General features: G+C 74.3%; 15 protein-coding genes. 10 read left to right on the plus strand and 5 right to left on the minus strand.

The features are described 5' to 3' along the window. Positions 1-31 precede the first annotated feature (31 nt). A complete protein-coding gene (locus IO30_RS0107110) occupies positions 32-1,588 on the minus strand; it encodes an FAD-binding oxidoreductase (protein ID WP_031140399.1) in 1,557 nt (518 codons plus the stop codon). A gap of 147 nt (positions 1,589-1,735) precedes the next feature. On the opposite strand from IO30_RS0107110, the gene IO30_RS0107115 reads away from it, so the two are divergent. Next, positions 1,736-2,923, plus strand: a complete 1,188-nt coding sequence (locus IO30_RS0107115) for a cytochrome P450 family protein (RefSeq protein WP_031140401.1) — start codon at positions 1,736-1,738, stop codon at positions 2,921-2,923. Positions 2,924-2,952: 29 nt separating this feature from the next. Here IO30_RS0107115 and IO30_RS0107120 read toward each other — a convergent pair whose 3' ends face one another. Continuing rightward, positions 2,953-3,603 carry a class I SAM-dependent DNA methyltransferase gene (locus tag IO30_RS0107120; protein WP_031140403.1) on the minus strand — a complete coding sequence of 217 codons (651 nt, stop codon included), beginning with the start codon at positions 3,601-3,603 and terminating at the stop codon, positions 2,953-2,955. A 33-nt stretch (positions 3,604-3,636) separates the two neighbouring features. Next, entirely contained in the window at positions 3,637-5,211 is a 1,575-nt protein-coding gene (locus tag IO30_RS0107125) for an IucA/IucC family protein (RefSeq protein ID WP_051902016.1), read from the minus strand. Between the two features lie 137 nt (positions 5,212-5,348). On the opposite strand from IO30_RS0107125, the gene IO30_RS0107130 reads away from it, so the two are divergent. The 3 genes from IO30_RS0107130 (at position 5,349) to IO30_RS0107140 (ending at position 8,352) form a co-directional block, all read left to right on the plus strand. Beyond that, positions 5,349-6,890, plus strand: a complete 1,542-nt coding sequence (locus IO30_RS0107130) for an IucA/IucC family protein (RefSeq protein WP_031140407.1) — start codon at positions 5,349-5,351, stop codon at positions 6,888-6,890. Between the two features lie 140 nt (positions 6,891-7,030). Continuing rightward, on the plus strand, positions 7,031-7,774 hold the full coding sequence (locus IO30_RS0107135; RefSeq protein WP_051858992.1) for a GntR family transcriptional regulator: 744 nt from the start codon (positions 7,031-7,033) through the stop codon (positions 7,772-7,774). Positions 7,775-7,917: 143 nt separating this feature from the next. Further along, entirely contained in the window at positions 7,918-8,352 is a 435-nt protein-coding gene (locus IO30_RS0107140) for a hypothetical protein (protein ID WP_031152821.1), read from the plus strand. Here the strand turns inward: IO30_RS0107140 and IO30_RS48035 are convergent. Further along, positions 8,334-8,870, minus strand: coding sequence for a MarR family transcriptional regulator (locus tag IO30_RS48035; protein ID WP_425338104.1), 537 nt, complete (start codon positions 8,868-8,870; stop codon positions 8,334-8,336). The two genes, IO30_RS0107140 and IO30_RS48035, sit on opposite strands and share 19 nt — an antisense overlap. Before the next feature lie 118 nt (positions 8,871-8,988). Between IO30_RS48035 and IO30_RS0107150 the strand changes: the two genes are divergently transcribed. The 3 genes from IO30_RS0107150 to IO30_RS0107160 all read left to right on the plus strand — a co-directional run bounded on the left by IO30_RS0107150 (position 8,989) and on the right by IO30_RS0107160 (position 13,147). After that, the gene (locus IO30_RS0107150; RefSeq protein ID WP_051858991.1) at positions 8,989-9,954 is read left to right on the plus strand and encodes an RNA polymerase sigma factor SigF; all 966 of its coding nucleotides are present in this window, start codon (positions 8,989-8,991) and stop codon (positions 9,952-9,954) included. Between the two features lie 338 nt (positions 9,955-10,292). Further along, the gene (locus IO30_RS0107155) at positions 10,293-11,354 is read left to right on the plus strand and encodes a quaternary amine ABC transporter ATP-binding protein (protein ID WP_037893402.1); all 1,062 of its coding nucleotides are present in this window, start codon (positions 10,293-10,295) and stop codon (positions 11,352-11,354) included. Further along, a complete protein-coding gene (locus IO30_RS0107160) occupies positions 11,354-13,147 on the plus strand; it encodes an ABC transporter permease/substrate binding protein (protein WP_031140420.1) in 1,794 nt (597 codons plus the stop codon). The genes IO30_RS0107155 and IO30_RS0107160 overlap by 1 nt, the downstream gene beginning before the upstream one ends. 112 nt (positions 13,148-13,259) lie before the next feature. Here IO30_RS0107160 and IO30_RS0107165 read toward each other — a convergent pair whose 3' ends face one another. Next, complete coding sequence (locus tag IO30_RS0107165) at positions 13,260-15,482, minus strand: MMPL family transporter (RefSeq protein WP_051902018.1); 2,223 nt, start codon at positions 15,480-15,482, stop codon at positions 13,260-13,262. A gap of 327 nt (positions 15,483-15,809) precedes the next feature. On the opposite strand from IO30_RS0107165, the gene IO30_RS0107170 reads away from it, so the two are divergent. The 3 genes from IO30_RS0107170 to IO30_RS0107180 all read left to right on the plus strand — a co-directional run bounded on the left by IO30_RS0107170 (position 15,810) and on the right by IO30_RS0107180 (position 18,042). Next, positions 15,810-16,985 carry a sensor histidine kinase gene (locus IO30_RS0107170; RefSeq protein ID WP_051858990.1) on the plus strand — a complete coding sequence of 392 codons (1,176 nt, stop codon included), beginning with the start codon at positions 15,810-15,812 and terminating at the stop codon, positions 16,983-16,985. Further along, entirely contained in the window at positions 16,982-17,650 is a 669-nt protein-coding gene (locus IO30_RS0107175) for a response regulator (protein WP_031152813.1), read from the plus strand. Before IO30_RS0107170 ends, IO30_RS0107175 begins: the two co-directional genes overlap by 4 nt. Positions 17,651-17,793: 143 nt before the next feature. Then, positions 17,794-18,042 carry a hypothetical protein gene (locus IO30_RS0107180; protein WP_031140425.1) on the plus strand — a complete coding sequence of 83 codons (249 nt, stop codon included), beginning with the start codon at positions 17,794-17,796 and terminating at the stop codon, positions 18,040-18,042. The last annotated feature ends 28 nt before the right edge of the window (positions 18,043-18,070 follow it).

The raw sequence follows: 18,070 nt of genomic DNA on the forward strand, positions 1-18,070 counted from the left end.
CTCGTTGCGGTGGCCGGACGGACGCCGGCCCCTATACGGCCTGGGGGAAGCGGAACAGCCGGTCCGGGTCGTGGACGCGCCGGACCTCCTCCAGGCGGGGGAGGTTCGGCCCGTAGTAGGCCTCGCGCCAGCCGGTGAGCTCCGGGTCGGCGTAGTTCTGGTAGGCGCTGCCGCCCGCCCAAGGGCGCAGGTCCCGCCAGAGCCCGTCGAGCCACCCCTGGTGCCGGGCCACTTCGGAGTCCGGCGCGGACTCGGGCCAGTGGACGAGGTACTGGGCGAGGAAAGCGCTGTCGCGGTGCGCGAAGGCGGTGGCGGCGACGGGCACGCGGTTCACGGCACCCCCGCACACCCCGTCGAACTGCACCACACCGCGCCCGCCGGGCGGCACGGCCGAGGCGTACCGCCGCACGGCCGCGAGCACCGTGTCGATCGCGGCGTCCGGCAGCCCGGGCGCCGGCCAGAAGTCCGAGCGGGCGGCGTACGATTCGCGGCCCAGGCGCCCCTGCGGGTCCCGCCCGGGCAGGGTGCCCGGCAGGCGGCACTGCGCGGCGCTCCGCTCCAGGCAGCCGGCCATGGCCCGGACGGTGTCCCCGTAGCCGCGCACGACCGTCCAGTCGTCCTGCGGCGGCGCGCCGATCAGGCCGGTCAGCCGGGTGAGCTGGTCGTCGAGCGCGCGCGGCCCGTCGAGGGACACCACGCGGACCGCCGGGGCGAGGCCGGCCTCCCCGGCCTCCCCGGCCTCCCCGGCCCCGTCCTGCGCCTCGGCCCCCGCGCCGCCGAGGACGAACTCCACCTGGCTCCAGAACGGGTCCGGCAGCCCGCCCAGCCAGCGCTGCCAGCCGCGCAGCACCGCAGGGGAGGCGCCGGTGGGCCAGTGGAGTTCGGCGAAGGCGCAGTCGCCCACCGGGTGGGTGTCGAAGCGGAACTCGGTGACCACGCCGAAGTTGCCGCCCCCACCCCCGCGCAGGGCCCAGAACAGGCCGGGGTCCCGGCCGGCGGAGACCTCGCGCACGACCCCGTCGGGGGTGACCACCCGGGCCCCGGTCAGCCGGTCGGAGGTGGTTCCGTACGCCCGCGCGGCGAGGCCCAGACCGCCGCCGAGGGCGAGCCCGGCGATGCCGACGGAGGGGCACAGTCCGGTCGGGATGCCCAGGCCGCGCCCCGCGAGCACGGCGTTCACCTCGCCCAGCCGGGCGCCCGCCCCGATCCGTACGCCGCTGCCCTCGACCGTGACCGCCGCCATGGCCCCGGTGTCCAGGACCAGGCCCGCGGTGCGGGTGGACCATCCCGCGTAGCTGTGCCCGCCGCCGCGCGGGACCACCGGGGCGCCGGACCGGCGGGCGAAGTCCAGGCAGACGGCCACGTCGTCCGCGTGCGCGGGATAGGCCACCGCGCCCGGCGCCGCACCGTCGTACCGGGGCTGGAACAGCTGCCGGGCCTCGGGGTAGTCCCGGTCGCCCGGCAGCACCACCCGGCCGTCGATCCCGCGGGCGAGGGCGCCGAAGTCCGGCCCCCGGGCCGCCGCACCGACGGTGGCGAGCACGGCGGCGGCCGCGCTCCCCAGGACCTGGCGGCGGTGGAGGCTCATGCTTCCTTCCTGCCACCGCCCGGGCCGATCGGCGGGAAGGCGGGCCCACACACACCGGGTTGCCCCCCGAACGGCCCACGGCTGAATCGATTCGGCTGGTCGTATCATCCGTTCGGTCCGATCCGGGGCCGCCCGTAGGGTGGTCCTATGGATCTTGTGGACCTCAGCGCGCACACCGAAGAGTTCGACGCCGACCCGTACCCCTTCTACGCCGCGTTGCGGACGGCCGGTCCGGTCCACCAGGTGGACATGGGCGGCGGCGACCGGTCCTGGCTGGTCGTCGGCCACGAGGAAGCCCGCCAGGCCCTCAACCACCCGGCGCTCGCGAAGGACTGGCTCGGCTCCGGCCAGTTCGCCGCGACCCCGGCCACCGCGGCGAACACCAACATGCTGGAGTCGGACCCGCCCCACCACACGAGGCTGCGCCGCCTGGTGTCCCGGGAGTTCACCGCCCGCCGGGTCGAGGCGCTGCGGCCCCGGGTCCAGCAGGTCACCGACGGGCTCCTCGACGCCATGGCGGCCCGGCCCGAGCGCCGCGGCGACCTGATCCGCGACCTGGCGGTCCCGTTGCCGCTGACCGTGATCTGCGAACTCCTCGGGGTCCCGGACCTGGACAGCGCGCGCTTCCGCTTCTGGTCGGCCGAGATCGTGGCCCCCTCCGGGGCGGGCCCGGACGGCCGCGTCATGGAGGAGATGACCGCGTACCTCTTCGAACTCGTCGCGGCCAAGGCCGCGGATCCCGGCGACGACCTGCTGAGCGCCCTGATCCGGACCCGTGACGAGGGCGGCGACCAGCTCTCCCCGGAGGAGCTGATCGGGATGGCCTTCCTGCTCCTGATCGCGGGCCACGAGACCACGGTGAACCTCATCGGCAACGGTGTACGGGCCCTGCTGGCGCACCCGGACCAGCTGGCGGCCCTGCGCGCCGACCCCGAGGGGCTGATCGACGGCGCGGTGGAGGAGATGCTGCGCTACGACGGCCCGGTGCAGCACGCCACGTACCGCTTCGCCCTGGCCGACCTGGAACTGGGCGGTGTCACCGTCCCGGCCGGCTCCTCCGTCATGGTCGCCCTCGCCTCGGCCGACCGCGACCCGGCCCGCTTCGCCGAGCCCGACGTCTTCGACATCCGCCGGAACGCGGCGGGCCACCTGGCCTTCGGGCACGGCATCCACTTCTGCCTCGGCGCCCCGCTGGCCCGGATGGAGGGCCGCATCGCGGTCCGTTCGCTGCTGGAGCGGTTCCCCGACCTGGCCGAGGACCCGCAGGCAGGGCCGCGCGACTGGCTGCCGGGCACGCTGGTGCGGGGCGTGACCCGGCTCCCGCTGCGCTGGTAGCGGGTCCGGGCGGGGCCGCGCCGGGCGGTTCAGGCCTTGCGGGCCAGCAGGAAGCCCTGCGGGGACCGTTCGTCCTCGGCGGGCCCCCGGACCAGCCGGGCCACCTCGTCGAGCCCGGCCCCGGCGAGCAGGGCGGCGATCCGGTCCGGCGGCGTCCGGTAGACGTCGAGGTCGACGGGATGCCCGTACGCGTACTGCAGCCGGAGCTGCTCGTCGCCCGCCTTGAACGCGACCAGCGCGTAGCCTCCCGGAGCCAGCACCCGGGCGAACTCCGCGAACACCGGGGGAAGTTCCGCGGGCGGGGTGTGCACCGTGGAGTACCAGGCCAGGACTCCTCCGAGCACGCCGTCCGCCACGTCGAGGGCCGCCATCGAGCCCACCTCGAAGCGCAGCCCCGGATAGGTCCGGCGGGCCACCGCCACCATCGCCGGGGACAGGTCGACCCCGAAGGCCCGTACCCCGAGCGCGTCCAGATGCGCCGTCACCCGGCCCGGACCGCAGCCGAGGTCGGCGACCGCCCGGCCGCCGCCCGATCCGTCGCGCACGTACTCGGCGAACGCGGCGAGCACGGACCGGTCCAGCGGCTTCCCTGCGAGCTCCGTGCCGAGCAGCCGGGCGTAGTCGACGGCGACGGCGTCGTACGACGCCCGTACGGCGGTCAGGCGCGAGGTCTCTGTCATGCCCCTGAACAGTAGTCCGCCGGGCGCCGTACCTCAGCCCCCGGTCAGCGGATTGGGAAGTTCCGCCCACTGGTCGCCCGGAACGCCCGGGCTGAGCCGCATCAGGGTGAGCGCCTTGGTGGGCAGCGGCCCGGTCAGCAGGGCCTCGGTGTCGGCCGTGGGGGTGAGGGATGCGGCCTCGGCGAGCAGCCCGGCGAAGGACGCGGCCGAGCCGGCGGTCGACCCGAGCGCCCCCGTCACCAGCGAACCGAACAGCTTGCGGCGCAGGTCGCCCACCTCGTCGGTGATCAGCCTGCCGGACACGGGCGGCACCGGCACACCGTGGCGCCGCAGCCGGGCCGGGCTGATGCGGATGTCGGCGAGGTCGCGGTAGACCAGGCGGACCGGGGCGCCCGTGGCGGACAGGACGACCAGGAGGTTCTGGCCGTGGGCCTCCAGGGCCACCCCGAGTTCCAGCGCGCGCAGGCACACCGACAGCGCCAGGCGCGCGAAGGCGGTCTGCCAGGCGGCCGAACGGGCCGGGCCGAAGGAGGCCAGCGCCGCGACCGGGAGCACCTGTTCACCGGCCGAGGGGTCCGCGTACACCTCCGGAGGCTCGCGCAGCACGGCCGCCAGGTCCGGGCTGTGCGCGCTGGCGGCGCCCAGGGTGCGGGTGACGTGCAGCAGGCCGTCGAGCCGCTCGGACAGGGTCTGGGCGAAGGCGGAGACGGCCGCGGCCGTCTCGACGGAGTAGACGGAGATGTCCCGCACGGAGGAGGTCAGCCGGGTGCTCAGCGCGGTCTTCATGTGCGCCCCGCCCGTCGGGTCCGTGCGGTCCGTCCCGCCCGTTGCGGTGGCGAGGGTGCGCAGGGCCATCAGGGGATGCGCCGGGAAGGCGTCCACCACCGGCAGGCGGGTGAGCACGTGCGCCGACTGCCACGGGTGCACCGGCACCAGCAGCCGCCCCCCGTCGCGCAGCCGGTCCGGCCAGTCGCCCGTGACCAGGCACTCACCGGCGGGCACGGCGACCAGCCCGAGCCGGACCACCGGCCGGTGCTCCGGCGCGTACGCGAGCTGTTCGGCCGCCGAGAAGCCCGGGCGGGAACGGCAGTTGGGATGGTACGGATGCCCGTCCACCACGCGCTGCTCCCAAGCCCACGGCGTCAGCGGAGCCTCCTCGTCCGCCGCCGCTCCGGCGCCTGCCCGGGAGAGGGCCAGCGAGGCCGTGCTGTCGTCCAGTTCGGCGGCGAACTCCTTGCCGTAGGGCACGTCCAGGGCCGTCACCAGCTGCGCCGCCTGATGGTACGCCGTGCCGTCCAGCGACAGCTCGCGGACGTAGGGCCGGGTCGCGAAGGGATCCGGAAGGGGGCCTTCCAGCCGCCGTCCCCCGGCCAGCGTGAGCGCCAGGCCGCCGGACCCGCGGTCCCGGCGCACCACCCAGGGCAGCGGCTCGAAGGCCAGCGCCCGCCAGAGCCGGGTCAGCACGGCCGCCCGAGCACCGCCGAGCGCCGCGGCGTAGGCGTCGGTGAGCTCGGGTCGTACGGCGGCCAGTCCGGCGGCGAGCGCCTCCTCGGCCGGGGAGGCGCTCGGGGCGTCGTCGGCGGCGTTCGGGTGCCTGCTGCGGTCCAGGGTCCTGTTCCTCTCACGGGTACGGGCGGGGATACGTGGGTACACCGCCACGAGGCGATGATCACGTCATCATCGCGGATACTGATGATCACGGCCGGTGATACGCCGCGAATCTCCGGCACACCGGGACGGACCGATTGGAATCAGTGGACCTCAACACCACCGCAGACGCGTACGCCGCCACCCCGCTCCTGAACTGCCTGCTCCGGGAGGCCGCGGAGCCCGCTGCGGAACACGGCGCGGGTACGCACCGGCTGCGCGGCAGCGGGAGACTGCTGCGGGTACGGGGCGGGCGCCGCCCCGTGCGCCCGGAGCTGCGCACGGCTGAGGGCTGGCATCCGCTCAGCCACACCGAACTGGTCAAGCTGACCTCCGACGAACTGCACGGCTACACCGGTGTCTCCAACGACGAGCTCCCGGTGGAGATCGCCGACAGCCGGCGGACCGTCGCCGCGCTGCTGGCCGCCCGGGCCGGGGCGGAGCCCCCGCGGGACCCGTACCTGCTCTCCGAGCAGTCCCTGGTCATGGGCCACCCGTACCACCCCGCCCCGAAGGCCCGGGGCGGCGCCCCGGCCGCGAGCTGGCTGCCGTACGCGCCCGAGGCGTACGCCCGTTTCCCGCTGGTCTTCCTGGCCGTGCGCGAGGACCAGACGGCCGAGGAGGGCGGCCCGGCCGCAGCGGCCGCGGTGGACTCGCTCGCAGCGGCCCTCGACGGGCCGCGCGCGCCCGACGGTTACCGGCTGCTGCCCGCGCACCCCTGGCAGCTGGACCTGGTCGGCGCACGGCCCGCGGTGCGCGAGGCCTTCGCCGACGGACGGCTGCTCAGGCTCGGCGAGGGGAGGCTGCCCGCCTGGCCCACCGCCGCGATCCGGACCCTGTACGTGCCGGACCCGGTCGCCGACCTGTTCGTGAAGTTCAGCCTCGACGTCCGCATCACCAATGACGTGCGGCGGCTCTGGAAGCACGACCTGCTGCGGCTGCGCCGCACCGACTCCGCGGTCGCCGCGGGCTTCGCCGCCCTGCGCGAAACGGGGTCGCGGGCGGACTGGCTCGCCGACCGCGGCTACCGCACGGCGGGGTTCGCCTTCGAGGAACTGGCCGTCCTGGTCCGCGACGGCCTGCACGCGCACGTGCTGCCCGGGGCGGTGCCCCTGCTGGCCGCCTCGCTCGCGGAGAACCGGCCCGGGAGCCCGCTGGCGCGCACCGCCGACCCGGCCGGGTGGTGGAGGGCGTACGTCCGCCAGGTCGTCCCGCCGGTGCTGGAGCTGTTCGCCCGGCACGGCGTGGTGCTGGAGGCCCACCTCCAGAACGTCCTGGTCGCCTTCGACGCCGAGGGCATGCCGGTCCAGGCCCTGTTCCGGGACGCGGAGGGGGTGCGGCTACTGCCGGAACTCGACCGAGGGGCCGCCTGGGAGCGCCTGGTCTACTGCCTGGTCGTCAACCACCTCATGGAGATCGCCGGCGCCCTGGCCGAGCGGCATCCGGGCATCGCGCCGCTCGTGTGGCCCGCCGTGCGCGAGGAGTTCCTGCGCTACGACGCCACCCGCGGGCTCCCCGAGACGGCGCGGCTGCTCGCCGCACCGACCCTGCCCGCGAAGACGAACCTGCTGCTGCGCTGGACCCGGGCGGACGGGGCGGCCGCCCGCTACCTGCCGCTGCCGAACCCGCTGCGGGAGTAGGCCACCGGGGCCCCGGCCGGGGTACGGAAACCGGCCAAGGTGGGTCCCGTACCCGGCACCCACTCACTCAGAGGTATAGACCAATGCTACGTTGGTCGGGCAGACCGCGCAGTCCTTGACCACCCGTCAGAGGAGAAGCCATGCCCTCCCCTTCGCGGGGCGGCGGCCCGGCCGCCATGCCCAAGTACCAGCGGATCGCCGCAGCTCTGCGCCGCGATCTCGACCGCGCCGCGCACGCGCCCGGCGGCAGGCTCCCCTCCGAGCGGAGCCTGGCCGCCCGTTATCAGGTCAACCGGCAGACGATCCGGGCCGCGCTCCAGCACCTGCGTGAGGACGGGCTCGTCGTCACCAGCCGCCGGGGCACCCGGCCGGCCGGTGCGGTGGCCGCCGCCGCGGGGCCGTCCGCGCGCCCGGCGCAGGCGCCGGCCCAGAGCTGGCTCACGCTGGTCACGGTGCCGCCCTCGCTCGCCGTACTGCTCGGCATGGGCGGCGGGGACCGCACCCTGGTCCACCACCACCGTGAACGGGACCCGGCCGGAGACGCCCTCCAGCACGCCGTCACCTACCTGAGCCCGGGCGTGGTCGCGGACACCCCCGACCTGGCCCGCTACCGCGACCGGAGCGCAGCGGTCCGCGACGAGGACCTCGGCCCCCTGCACCGCTGGCTGGAACGGGCCGCGCTGGCCGGCCGGGTCGCCGAGACCATCACCATGACCCGCACCACCCAGCCCCAGGGCCCGTCGCCGACCTGCGGCCTGACCGTCCGCCGCACCCTGCACGACGCCTCGGGCCGCCTCCTGGCCGTCACCGACCTGGCGTTCCCTTCCTGGGACCGCCTGACCTTCCACCGCGACCCGGTCGAGTCGGGCTTCCGCGTCACGTAGCCGAGGCGGAAGCCGTCCCGGCCGTAGCCGCGGAGCGGATCGGTCCTCGGCGGCGGTCCGCGCCGCCCCGCGGGAGTGGCAGGGTGAGGCGGTACCGCCGGTGCGCCCGAATCCGGCCACGTCCTGAACCAGGAGTCATGCCTGTGAGCACCCTCGTGACGTTCTTCGCCGCACCTGACGAGGCCTCGGCCGCCCTCGTTGCCGGTTTCGGACCGGGAGGCCTCCACGAGTGCCTCTCCTACGGCAACTTCGATCCGGAAGAGGCCGTGCTCGCATGGGAGTGCCTGTTGTCCGGGAGTCGTTTCGAGGAGCTGGCGGAGGCCGGGGAGCCGCGCGTCATCGCGGGTGAGGACGGGGAGGGCGGCCTCGTCCTCGCGTTGTCCGGCGGCCTTGTCGAGGCCCTCGCGCAGGCAAGCGCGCCGCGGCTGGTCGAGGCGTCGGCGTCGTGGGCCGGTCTGCGGGCGCGGGACGGCGAACCGGTCGACCCCGAACTCGCTGCCGAGATCCTGACAGGCCTCGGGACCCTGGCCCGCGCGGCCGGCGGACGGGGGCACCGCCTCTACTGCTGGGCGGGCTGACGTCCGTCGCCGGAGTGCCGCTCGGGCCCGCCGGTCGCAGGCGCGGGCGGCCGCGTCAGCACCTGTCCGGTGGCCAGGTCCGCGGTCCGGTCCTGGGTTGAGGCCGGGGCCGGGTCCGCGGTCGTGGGGAGGTCGAGGAGGTCCGTGGCCTCCGGGGCGGTGACGTCCGGGGCGAGTGACGGGGCGTCGGGGTCCGCCGCGGCCCCGGTGAGGAGGGCGAGCAGCCCGGCCACCTGGACCCCCGCCTCGGCGGGGTGGCGGAAGACCGCTCCGGTGGAGATCTCGTAGCGGTTGCGGCGGCCGTCGCGGACGCGCCGCAGGTACCCGTCCGCCTCGAGGTCCGTGACGATCGTCTGCACGGTCCGTTCGGTCAGCTGGCAGACCGCGGCGACGTCCCTGAGCCGAACGCCCGGGTCCCGGGCGAGGGTCACCAGGACGCGTGCGTGATTCGTCAGGAATGTCCAGTTTTGACGGTGCGACATACTCCCCATGCGTTCATGATGCGTTAGGGGATTCATGTGTTGCAAGACGTGAAACGGATTTCAGGTAATTCTTGACGTACGAGCAGAAGAGGGCCACCATCTACCGCAGTCAAGGTCCCCGCGCCGAAAGCCGACAAGCCCAAGGAGCGAACCCATGCCGGTCCCTGCCCCGTCCCCCCACAGCACCGCAGTCACCACCCCCGCCGCTCCGGTCGCCTCCGCCACCGTCCCCTGCCCCCGCCGCAGTGCGGAGGCCGCACGGATCGCCGGTGTGCCCCGGATCGAAGAACCCCGAGAGGTGGCCCCCTCCGACGCGAGGGAGCTGTCCAAGGTCTTCTTCCGGAGGCTGCGCGAACTGACTGAGGGCACGCCCGAGTACCAGTACGTCCGCAACACCCTGATTGAGATGAACGCCTCACTCGTGCAGTACGCCGTGCGCCGCTTCCGCGGCCGCGGCGAGAGCGGCGACATGGAGGACATCGTCCAGGTCGGCACGATCGGTCTGATCAAGGCCATCGACCGGTTCGACCCGGCCCGCGAGAACGAGTTCTCCACGCTCGCCATGCCGTACATCACAGGTGAGATCAAGCGGCACTTCCGCGACACCACGTGGGCCGTCCGTGTCCCGCGCCGGCTCCAGGAGCTGCGCATCGACATAGCCAAGGCCAAGGAGGAGCTGACCACCACGCTCGACCGGTCGCCCACTGTCGCGGACCTCGCCGAGCACCTCGGCCTCTCGCACGAGGAGGTCGTCGAGGGCCTGGTCGCCGCCAACGGCCACACCAGCGGCTCCCTCGACGCCCCGCACGCCGAACACGGCGACGGCTCGACCGAGGGCCACACCCTGGCCGACGTCATGGGCGAGGAAGAGCCCGCCATGGAGCTGGTCGAGGACATCCAGACCCTCGCCCCGCTGCTGGAGCAGCTCACCGACCGCGAGCGCCGGATGCTCCAGATGCGCTTCGGCGAAGAGCTGACCCAGGCGCAGATCGGCGCGGAGCTCGGCATCTCGCAGATGCAGGTCTCCCGCCTGCTCACCCGGCTCCTGGCCCACCTGCGCTCCTCCATGCTGGAGGACCCCGACACGGCCCCGGCCGCAGCGGGCTCCGCCCAGGGCTGACGCGGCCCGGCCCCGATACGGGCCCACTGCGCACACGACACCCTCGGACGGGCCGGCCCGGCAGACTCCTGCCGGCCGGCCCGTCCGAGGGTGTTGTACGTGTCACACCTCGGTGGCCGGTCCTCCGCGCCCCACGACTCCCAGGGAGCCCGCCACGTGAGGTGGGTCACCCGGGGGTTTGCTCGGGTGAATGCCGGGCACCAGCGGGGCTGGAGCGGACCTGTGCCCTCCGGCCTCGGGGCCGGAGGGCACGGCGCACGCGGGCCGATCCCGTCCCGCTCCACGGCCCGCCGGCCCCGCCGGTGCGGGCCGTCACCGGTACGACCCGCGAGGTGTATGTGTCCACGCTCCAGGCCGAGCACGTGTACAAGGTGTTCGGAAGACACCCCGACGACACCGTGGCCGCGGTCCGCGCGCTCGAAGGCGGCAGCGGCCGCGACGAGCTGCGGTCCGGCGGAACCACGGCCGCGGTCATCGACGCCTCCTTCAGCGTCGAGCCCGGACAGATATTCGTCGTCATGGGTCTGTCGGGATCCGGCAAGTCCACGCTGCTGCGCATGCTCAACGGACTGCTGGAGCCCACCGCGGGGCGCATCCTCTTCGACGGCCAGGACCTCACCGCGCTCGGCGCGCGCGAGCTGCGCCGCGTACGGTCCACGAAGATCAGCATGGTCTTCCAGCACTTCGCCCTCTTCCCGCACCGGGACGTCCTGGAGAACGCGGCCTACGGGCTGGAGGTCCAGGGCGTGCCCCGGGCCGAACGCGAACGGCGCGCCACCGAGGCCCTGGCCCTGTGCGGCCTCGAAGGCTGGGAGAAGTCCTGGCCCGACGAGCTCTCCGGCGGCATGCAGCAGCGCGTCGGCCTGGCCCGCGCCCTGGCCACCGACGCGGACCTGCTGCTGATGGACGAGTCCTTCAGCGCGCTCGACCCGCTGATCCGCCGTGACATGCAGGACCAGCTGCTGGAGCTCCAGCACCGCCTCAAGAAGACGATCGTCTTCATCACCCACGACCTCAACGAGGCCATGCGCCTGGGCGACGCCATCGCGGTGATGCGCGACGGCCGCATCGTCCAGCAGGGCACCGCGGAGGACATCCTCATGCGCCCGGCCGACGAGTACGTCGCCTCCTTCATCCAGGACGTGGACCGCTCGCGCGTGCTCACCGCCGACGCCGTCATGGACGAGGCCGACGCCGGCGCCGACGCCTGCGACTGCCCCACCGTCAGCGCCGACACCCCGCTCGCGGAACTGTGCTCCGTCAGCGCCCGGGTCCCGCACCCGGTCGCCGTCACCGACGCGGACGGCGCCGTCGTCGGCTCCGTGCCGCAGGACCGCATCGTCGCCTTCATCGGCGACGAACAACGGCCCCCGATGGCCTGCTCGGAGGTGGCTGCCTGATGCCCCGCCTCCACCTCGGCGCCTGGGTCGACAGCGGTGTCGACTTCCTCCAGCAGCACCTGTCCTGGCTGTTCGACGCCATCAGCGCGCTCGTCACCGGCCTCTACGACGGCATCGACGCCGTCCTCTCCGCCCCCGCCCCGCTGCTCTTCGCGGGCATCCTCGCCGTCGGGGCCTGGTGGCTGCGCGGCCTGCTCGCGGGCCTGCTCGCCTTCGCGGGATTCGCGCTCGTCGACGCGGTGGGCCTGTGGGAAGACGCCATGTCGACCCTGTCCCTGGTCCTGGTCGCCACCCTCGTCACGCTGGTCTTCGCGATCCCGCTGGGCATCTGGGCCTCGCGCTCCGACCGGGTGAGCGCGGTCCTGCGACCGGTCCTGGACTTCATGCAGACCATGCCGGCCATGGTCTACCTGATCCCCGGCATCATCTTCTTCGGCGTGGGCGTGGTGCCCGGCATCATCGCCACCATCATCTTCTCGCTGCCGCCGGGCGTACGGATGACCGAGCTCGGCATCCGCCAGGTCGACGCGGAACTGGTCGAGGCCGCCGAGGCCTTCGGCACGAGCCCGCGCGACACCCTCGTACGCGTCCAGCTCCCGCTGGCGCTGCCCACCGTCATGGCGGGCGTCAACCAGGTCATCATGCTGGGCCTGTCCATGGTCGTCATCGCCGGCATGGTCGGCGGCGGCGGGCTCGGCGGAGCGGTCTACAAGGCGATCGGCAACGTCGACATCGGCCTCGGCTTCGAGGCCGGCATCTCCATCGTCATCCTCGCCATGTACCTGGACCGGATGACCGGGGCACTGGGCCGCCAGGTCTCCCCGATCGGCCGCCGTACGCTGGCCAAGGCGCGGGCCGCCGCCACCGGCGCGGCCAAGGTCTGGAACCATCGCCCCCAGCCCGCGTACGCGATCAGCGGGGCCGTCGTCCTGGCCCTCGTCGCGGGAGGCCTGAACACCTTCGGCGGCTCCGCCCGCGAGGACGGTCCGGCCGGGGCCGCGGACATCGGCAAGGGCCGTACCCTCTCCGTCGGCTACATCCCGTGGGACGAGGGCATCGCCTCCACCTTCCTGTGGAAGGAGCTCCTCGAACGCCGGGGCTTCAAGGTCGACGCCCGCCAGCTGGAGGCGGGCGCCCTCTACACCGGCCTGGCCGGAGGCCAGCTCGACTTCCAGACCGATGCCTGGCTGCCCGTCACCCACGCCCAGTACTGGGAGAAGTACGGCAACAAGCTGGAGGACCTCGGTTCCTGGTACGGCCCCACCTCCCTGGAGCTGTCCGTCCCCTCGTACGTGAAGGACGTCCGCTCCCTCGCCGACCTGAAGGGCAAGTCCGGTCAGTTCAAGGGCCGGATCATCGGCATCGAGCCGAGCGCCGGCGCGATGGCGATCCTCAAGGACAAGGTCCTCAAGGAGTACGGGCTGGATGCCGAGTACCAGGTCGTCGACGGCTCCACCCCCGGCATGCTCGCCGAACTCAAGCGGGCCTACGACAAGAAGGAACCCGTGGTGGCCGTGCTGTGGTCGCCGCACTGGGCCTACTCCTCGTACGAACTGACCAAGCTGGAGGACCCCAAGGGCGTCTGGGGCGCCGGAGACGGGATCCACACCCTGGCCCGCAAGGGCTTCGCCGCCGACGAGCCCGAGGTGGCCGAGTGGCTGCGCTCGTTCAAGCTCACCGAGGAGCAGCTCACCGGCCTGGAGGCGAAGATCCAGGAGACGGGCAAGGGCAAGGAACAGCAGGCGGTCCGCGCCTGGCTGGCCGACCACCCCGAGGTCGACCGGCTGCCGTGACGCCGAACGGGTGCCCCTGCGCCCTCCGGCTGCCCTGACACCGCCCACGCCGGTGCGCGCGAGCCCGTACGAACCCCGCCCGGGGCCGTACGGGCTCGCGCGCACCGGCGTTTCAGCGCACCGGGACCTGCTCCGGCCGCGGGCCAGGCCCGTCCGCCGGAGCCCCGGGCCACTGCCCGTCGGGCCGCTCGCTGCCGGGCCACTGCCCGTCGGGCCGCGTCCCCACGGGCCGTTCCGCGGGCCGCGGCCGTGCGGGCCACCAGAGGGACCGGCCCAGCAGCACCGCGCAGGCGGGCACCAGGACGATCGACAGGACGAACGCCGAGAGCATGATCCCGAGCCCCGTCGCGAAGCCGATCTGCTGGGTGGCCGGTGACGGGCTGACGGCGAGGCTGCCGAAGGACACGGCCAGCACCACCCCGGCGGTCGCGACGGCCGGGGCGGTGTGCCGCACCGCCCGGGCCACGGCCGCACGGGCCGGACCGGGCCGCTCCATCTCCTCCCGGATCCGGTCGCTCACCAGGATGTTGTAGTCGGTGCCCAGCGCGACCACGAACAGGAACAGGATCAGCGGGAGCGTGAAGGCCACCCCCGGCCCGTCCAGCGCGTGCTGGAAGACCAGGGCCGAGGCCCCCAGCGTCGCGGCGAACCCCAGACCCACCGCGAGCAGCAGGACCAGCGGCGCGAGCAGGCTCCGCAGCAGCACCACCAGGATCAGTCCGATCAGTACCGCGGCCACCGGGAAGACCACCCTCAGGTCCTTGTCCACCGCGGTCGCGATGTCCGCGAACACCGCAGAGGTACCGCCCACATGGGCCTCGGTACCCGCGGGCCGGTGGGCGGCGACCGCCTCCCGGACCGGACCGGAGACCAGGTCACGGGCCTCCTGGCTGTGCGGTCCGGCGTTCGGGAAGAGGTCGATCCGCGCCGCCAGCCGGTCCTCGCTCAGCACGGCCGGGGCGACCCGGCCCACACCGTCCACCTTCCCCAGTGCCCCGGCCAGCGTGCCGAGCGCGTTCCCGGCGAGCGCGCCCGCGTCCGGCGCGGTGACGAAGACGGTCACCGGGTCCGACACCCCCGCGGGCAGGGCCCGGGACACCTCGGCCGCGGTGACCGCGGCGGCCGTGCGCTCCCCGCTGTCGCCGGGCCCGTAGTCCATCCTCATCCCGGCCGTCCCCGCGGCCAGGGCGCCGAGCAGCGCCACGCAGGCCAGGGCCGCCGCCAGCGGGCGCTCGGCCAGCCGGTCGCCCAGCCGTGCGGCGCTGCCCCCGCGGGGCTCCCGCCGCAGCGAGCGCGAGGGCCAGAACATCCGGCGCCCGGAGACGGCGAGCAGGGCGGGCATCAGGGTGAGGCTGCCCAGCAGCATCACCAGCACGGACACGGCGACGGCCGGACCGAGCACCCGGAACTGCCCGAAGGAGGCGACGGCCAGCGTGGCGAACGCGGCGACGATGGTCAGGGCCGCCGAGGTCACCGCCGTCCCCACCCGTCCGGCGACCTCGGCCGCGGCGTCCCGCCCGGACTGCTCCGGCCGCCGTCGCAACTGCTCGCGGAAGCGGAACAGCAGGAAGAGGAAGTAGTCGATGCCGATGCCGACCAGGACGACGTTGATCAGCTGAGGGGTGGAGGGGTCGAGACCGATCCCGGTCAGTGCCGCGACCCCGACCACCGTCCCCGTGGCCGCCCCGCCGACGATGCTCACCACGAGCAGCGGCAGCAGGGCTGTGAGCAGACTGCGGAACACCAGGACGTGCAGCAGCACGATGACGGCGAGCATCACGATGCCGATGACCGTGGCCCGCGTCTTCCCGGCGTCGGCGCCGTCCACGGTGTCGGCGAGCCCGCCGGTGAACCCGGTCCGCAGTCCGGCCCGCTCGAACTCGGCCCGGGCGTGCTCGCGGAAGGCCCGGTAGGTGTCGTGCACCCGGGGGTCCTGGGAGTTGCCCTTCAGCTCCACGGACAGCAGCCGGAAGCTGCGGTCGGGGGCCGTCATGGCGGGACTGACCAGGGGGACCTGGGAATGGTCGGGGGAGAAGAACAGGTCCTTCTCCGACGGGGGCATGACGACCCGGTGCCGGGCCAGCGCCGCAGCCCCCTCGTCGATGCGCCGCTCGTCGGCCGCCTCCAGCGGTGCGCCGTCCGCGCGGGCCACCAGGACGGTCAGCGGGTTGGCACCGGGCTTCACCCCGAACTTCTCCTCGGCCACCTTCAGGGCGGCGGCCGAGTCGTAGGAGGAGGGCAGGAACTCCCCGCCGCTGGTCTGCGTGACGCGGTGGACCAGGGCCTGGCCGAGGAAGGTCAGCGCGATGCCGAGCACGGCCCATACGGCGATCACCTTCCAGGGACTTCTCGTCGAGAATCCGGTCAGGGCGCGGATCAAGATGTTCCTCCGGTTGCATGCGCGGTGAAGCGGGCCGGGGTCTCCCGGCCGGCCTCCAGACCATCAGGCGGGAGGGGGCCGCCGCGTCCGGGCACAGGAGGAGCCGCACGCCGGGACCAGGGTCCGGCCGCGGTCCCGGACCAGTACTCCGGTCCTGGTCCGGGCCCCGACCCCGGGCCGGTGGCAGGGGGCGCGGCCGGTGCCAGAATGGATCACGGGGACCGGCCGCGCGCCTTCCGGCACGGGCCGGGAGGGACGGCCGGCGGGGGAGGACCGGCCGTGATGGACAAGGGCGCCGACAGACTGACCTGGACGCGCCACGACGCGCTGATGGCCATCGCGGCCGCCGGGGTCGACCTGGTGGGCTTCTCACAGGGGGACCCGTCCGACGAGGTGGCCCTCACGCTCGCGGCGGCCCTCGCGCTCGTCCTGGCGGCGCTGTCCCTGGTGGCCCGGCGCAGCCACCCCGTGACCGTGCTCGGCGTGGTCCTGGTACTGGGCGTGGTGCCCAACCTGGCGATCCCGGTGCCCTCACCGCACTTCCCGCTCAGCCTGGCCGTCGCCCTGTACGCGGTCGTCAGGTTCCGCCGTCCCGAGGTGGCCGCGGCGGCCTGTCTCATGGCCGTGCCCCTGCCCTCGGTGGGCCAGGGCGGCATGCTGCTGCCGCCCGGCTGGGGAGTCGCCGCCAATGCGGCGGTCGTGCTGCTGGTCGCCGGTTCGGCCGTGGTCATGAACCGGCGGCAGCGGGAGGCCGAGGCCCACCAACTGCTGCGGGCCGAGCGCGCGGTGGCCGAGGAGCGCCGCCGGATCGCCCGCGAACTGCACGACATCGTCGCCCACCACATCACCACCATGCAGCTGATGGCCGGTGGTGCGAGGGCCAACCTGGCGTACGACCCGCAGGTGGCGCGCGAGGCCCTGGTGACCCTGGAGGACTCCGGGCGGATGGCGCTGCGCGAGATGCGCCAGCTGCTCGACGTCCTGCGGGCGGGGGAGGAGGCCGAAACCGCACCCACGGCGCCCCAGCCGGGCGCGGGCGACCTCGACCGGATCATCACCGAGGCGCGGCTGGCCGGTACGGACACGGAGTTCACCGTCGACGGCCCCGTCCGGCCGCTGCCGCCGTCCGTGGGGCTGACCGTCTTCCGGATCGTGCAGGAGGCCCTGACCAACACCCGCAAGCACGCCGGGGAGGCCCGGGCCCGGGTACGGCTCACCTACGCACCGGGCGAAGTCGCCGTGGAGGTACGGGACGACGGGGCGGGAGCCCCGCCGCCCGCCGCCCGCTCCGGGCAGCGCCGCTCCGGGTACGGTCTGATCGGTATGCACGAACGCGTCGCCCTGCAGGGCGGCACCCTGGAGGCCGCCGCCCTCGCCGGCGGCGGCTTCAGGGTGGCGGCCCGCCTCCCGGTCCCGGGCGGCTCCGGGGGCGGCAAGGGAGGGGAACGGAACCGATGATCCGTGTGCTCATAGCCGACGACCAGCCGCTGGTGCGGCGCGGCCTGGCCCTGATCCTGGGCCCCGACCCGGAGTTCGAGGTCGTGGGCGAGGCCGAGGACGGCGCCCGCGCCGTCGCCCTCGCCCGGGAGCTGCGGCCGGACGTGGTCGTCATGGACATCCGGATGCCGGTCCTCGACGGGGTCGGAGCCACGGAGGAACTGGCCCGCACCCTCCCGCAGACCCGGGTCCTGGCCCTCAGCACCTTCGACATGGACGAGTACGTGGTCGCGGCCCTGCGGGCCGGCGCGTACGGCTTCCTGCCCAAGGACATCTCCCCGGAGGAGCTGAGCGCGGCCGTCCGCATCGTCCACGCCGGGGAGGCGGCCGTCGCGCCGCGGTTGCTGACGCGGCTCATCCGCGCCTACGTCCGGACCCCCGCGCGCCCGCGCCCCACGGCCGGGGCGGCCCCGGCCGACCTGACTCCGCGGGAACGGGAGATATGGCAGCTGCTGGCCACCGGCCTGGACAACGCGGAGATCGCCCGCGAACTGGACATCAGCGTCTCCACGGTCAAGAACCACATCACCGGCATCTTCGGCAAGCTGGGCGTCCGCGACCGGGCCCAGGCGGTGATCGCCGCTTACGAATCGGGCCTGGTGGAGGCCGGTGACGGGAGCGGTTGATCACCAAGTGCCCCCAAGAAGACCGGAATCCGCCTGGCGACCACACCTCTGACCAGCGCAAACACTGGATGATTCGCCCGTGCGGAGGAGGGGCGGTCCGTGGCACAGTGCCATCAGTCCAACCGCACGACCAGGGAGCCTCCATGCGCGATCCGCACTCCTCGCCCTTCGCGGCCGCACCCGAGCGCCTGCCGGTTCCGGGCCCGGCTCCGGAGCCGGGGCCGGGCCCGCTCCCCTGCTGCCCGGTGTGCGACCGGGCGCCGCAGCGGATCTCCTGGCGGCAGCGCCCCGGCGAGCCGGTGGTGCTGGCCTTCGACCCTTGCGGCCACCGGGCCTCCTCGCCCGCCGCGCCGGTGCTGGCGGTCCTGCCGCCCTACGGGCCCGGAGCCTGACGGGAGCACGCCGCAGGCCGGCACCCGG

This window comes from Streptomyces xanthophaeus (assembly GCF_000725805.1).
GTDB lineage: Bacteria > Actinomycetota > Actinomycetes > Streptomycetales > Streptomycetaceae > Streptomyces > Streptomyces xanthophaeus.

Coding starts and splice junctions, on each gene's coding strand:
- IO30_RS0107110 (WP_031140399.1), bottom strand. CDS start 1,588: ATGAGCCTCCACCGCCGCCAGGTCCTGGGGAGCGCGGCCGCCGCCGTG.
- IO30_RS0107115 (WP_031140401.1), top strand. CDS start 1,736: ATGGATCTTGTGGACCTCAGCGCGCACACCGAAGAGTTCGACGCCGAC.
- IO30_RS0107120 (WP_031140403.1), bottom strand. CDS start 3,603: ATGACAGAGACCTCGCGCCTGACCGCCGTACGGGCGTCGTACGACGCC.
- IO30_RS0107135 (WP_051858992.1), top strand. CDS start 7,031: ATGCCCTCCCCTTCGCGGGGCGGCGGCCCGGCCGCCATGCCCAAGTAC.
- IO30_RS48035 (WP_425338104.1), bottom strand. CDS start 8,870: ATGAATCCCCTAACGCATCATGAACGCATGGGGAGTATGTCGCACCGT.
- IO30_RS0107150 (WP_051858991.1), top strand. CDS start 8,989: ATGCCGGTCCCTGCCCCGTCCCCCCACAGCACCGCAGTCACCACCCCC.
- IO30_RS0107160 (WP_031140420.1), top strand. CDS start 11,354: ATGCCCCGCCTCCACCTCGGCGCCTGGGTCGACAGCGGTGTCGACTTC.
- IO30_RS0107170 (WP_051858990.1), top strand. CDS start 15,810: ATGGACAAGGGCGCCGACAGACTGACCTGGACGCGCCACGACGCGCTG.
- IO30_RS0107175 (WP_031152813.1), top strand. CDS start 16,982: ATGATCCGTGTGCTCATAGCCGACGACCAGCCGCTGGTGCGGCGCGGC.
- IO30_RS0107180 (WP_031140425.1), top strand. CDS start 17,794: ATGCGCGATCCGCACTCCTCGCCCTTCGCGGCCGCACCCGAGCGCCTG.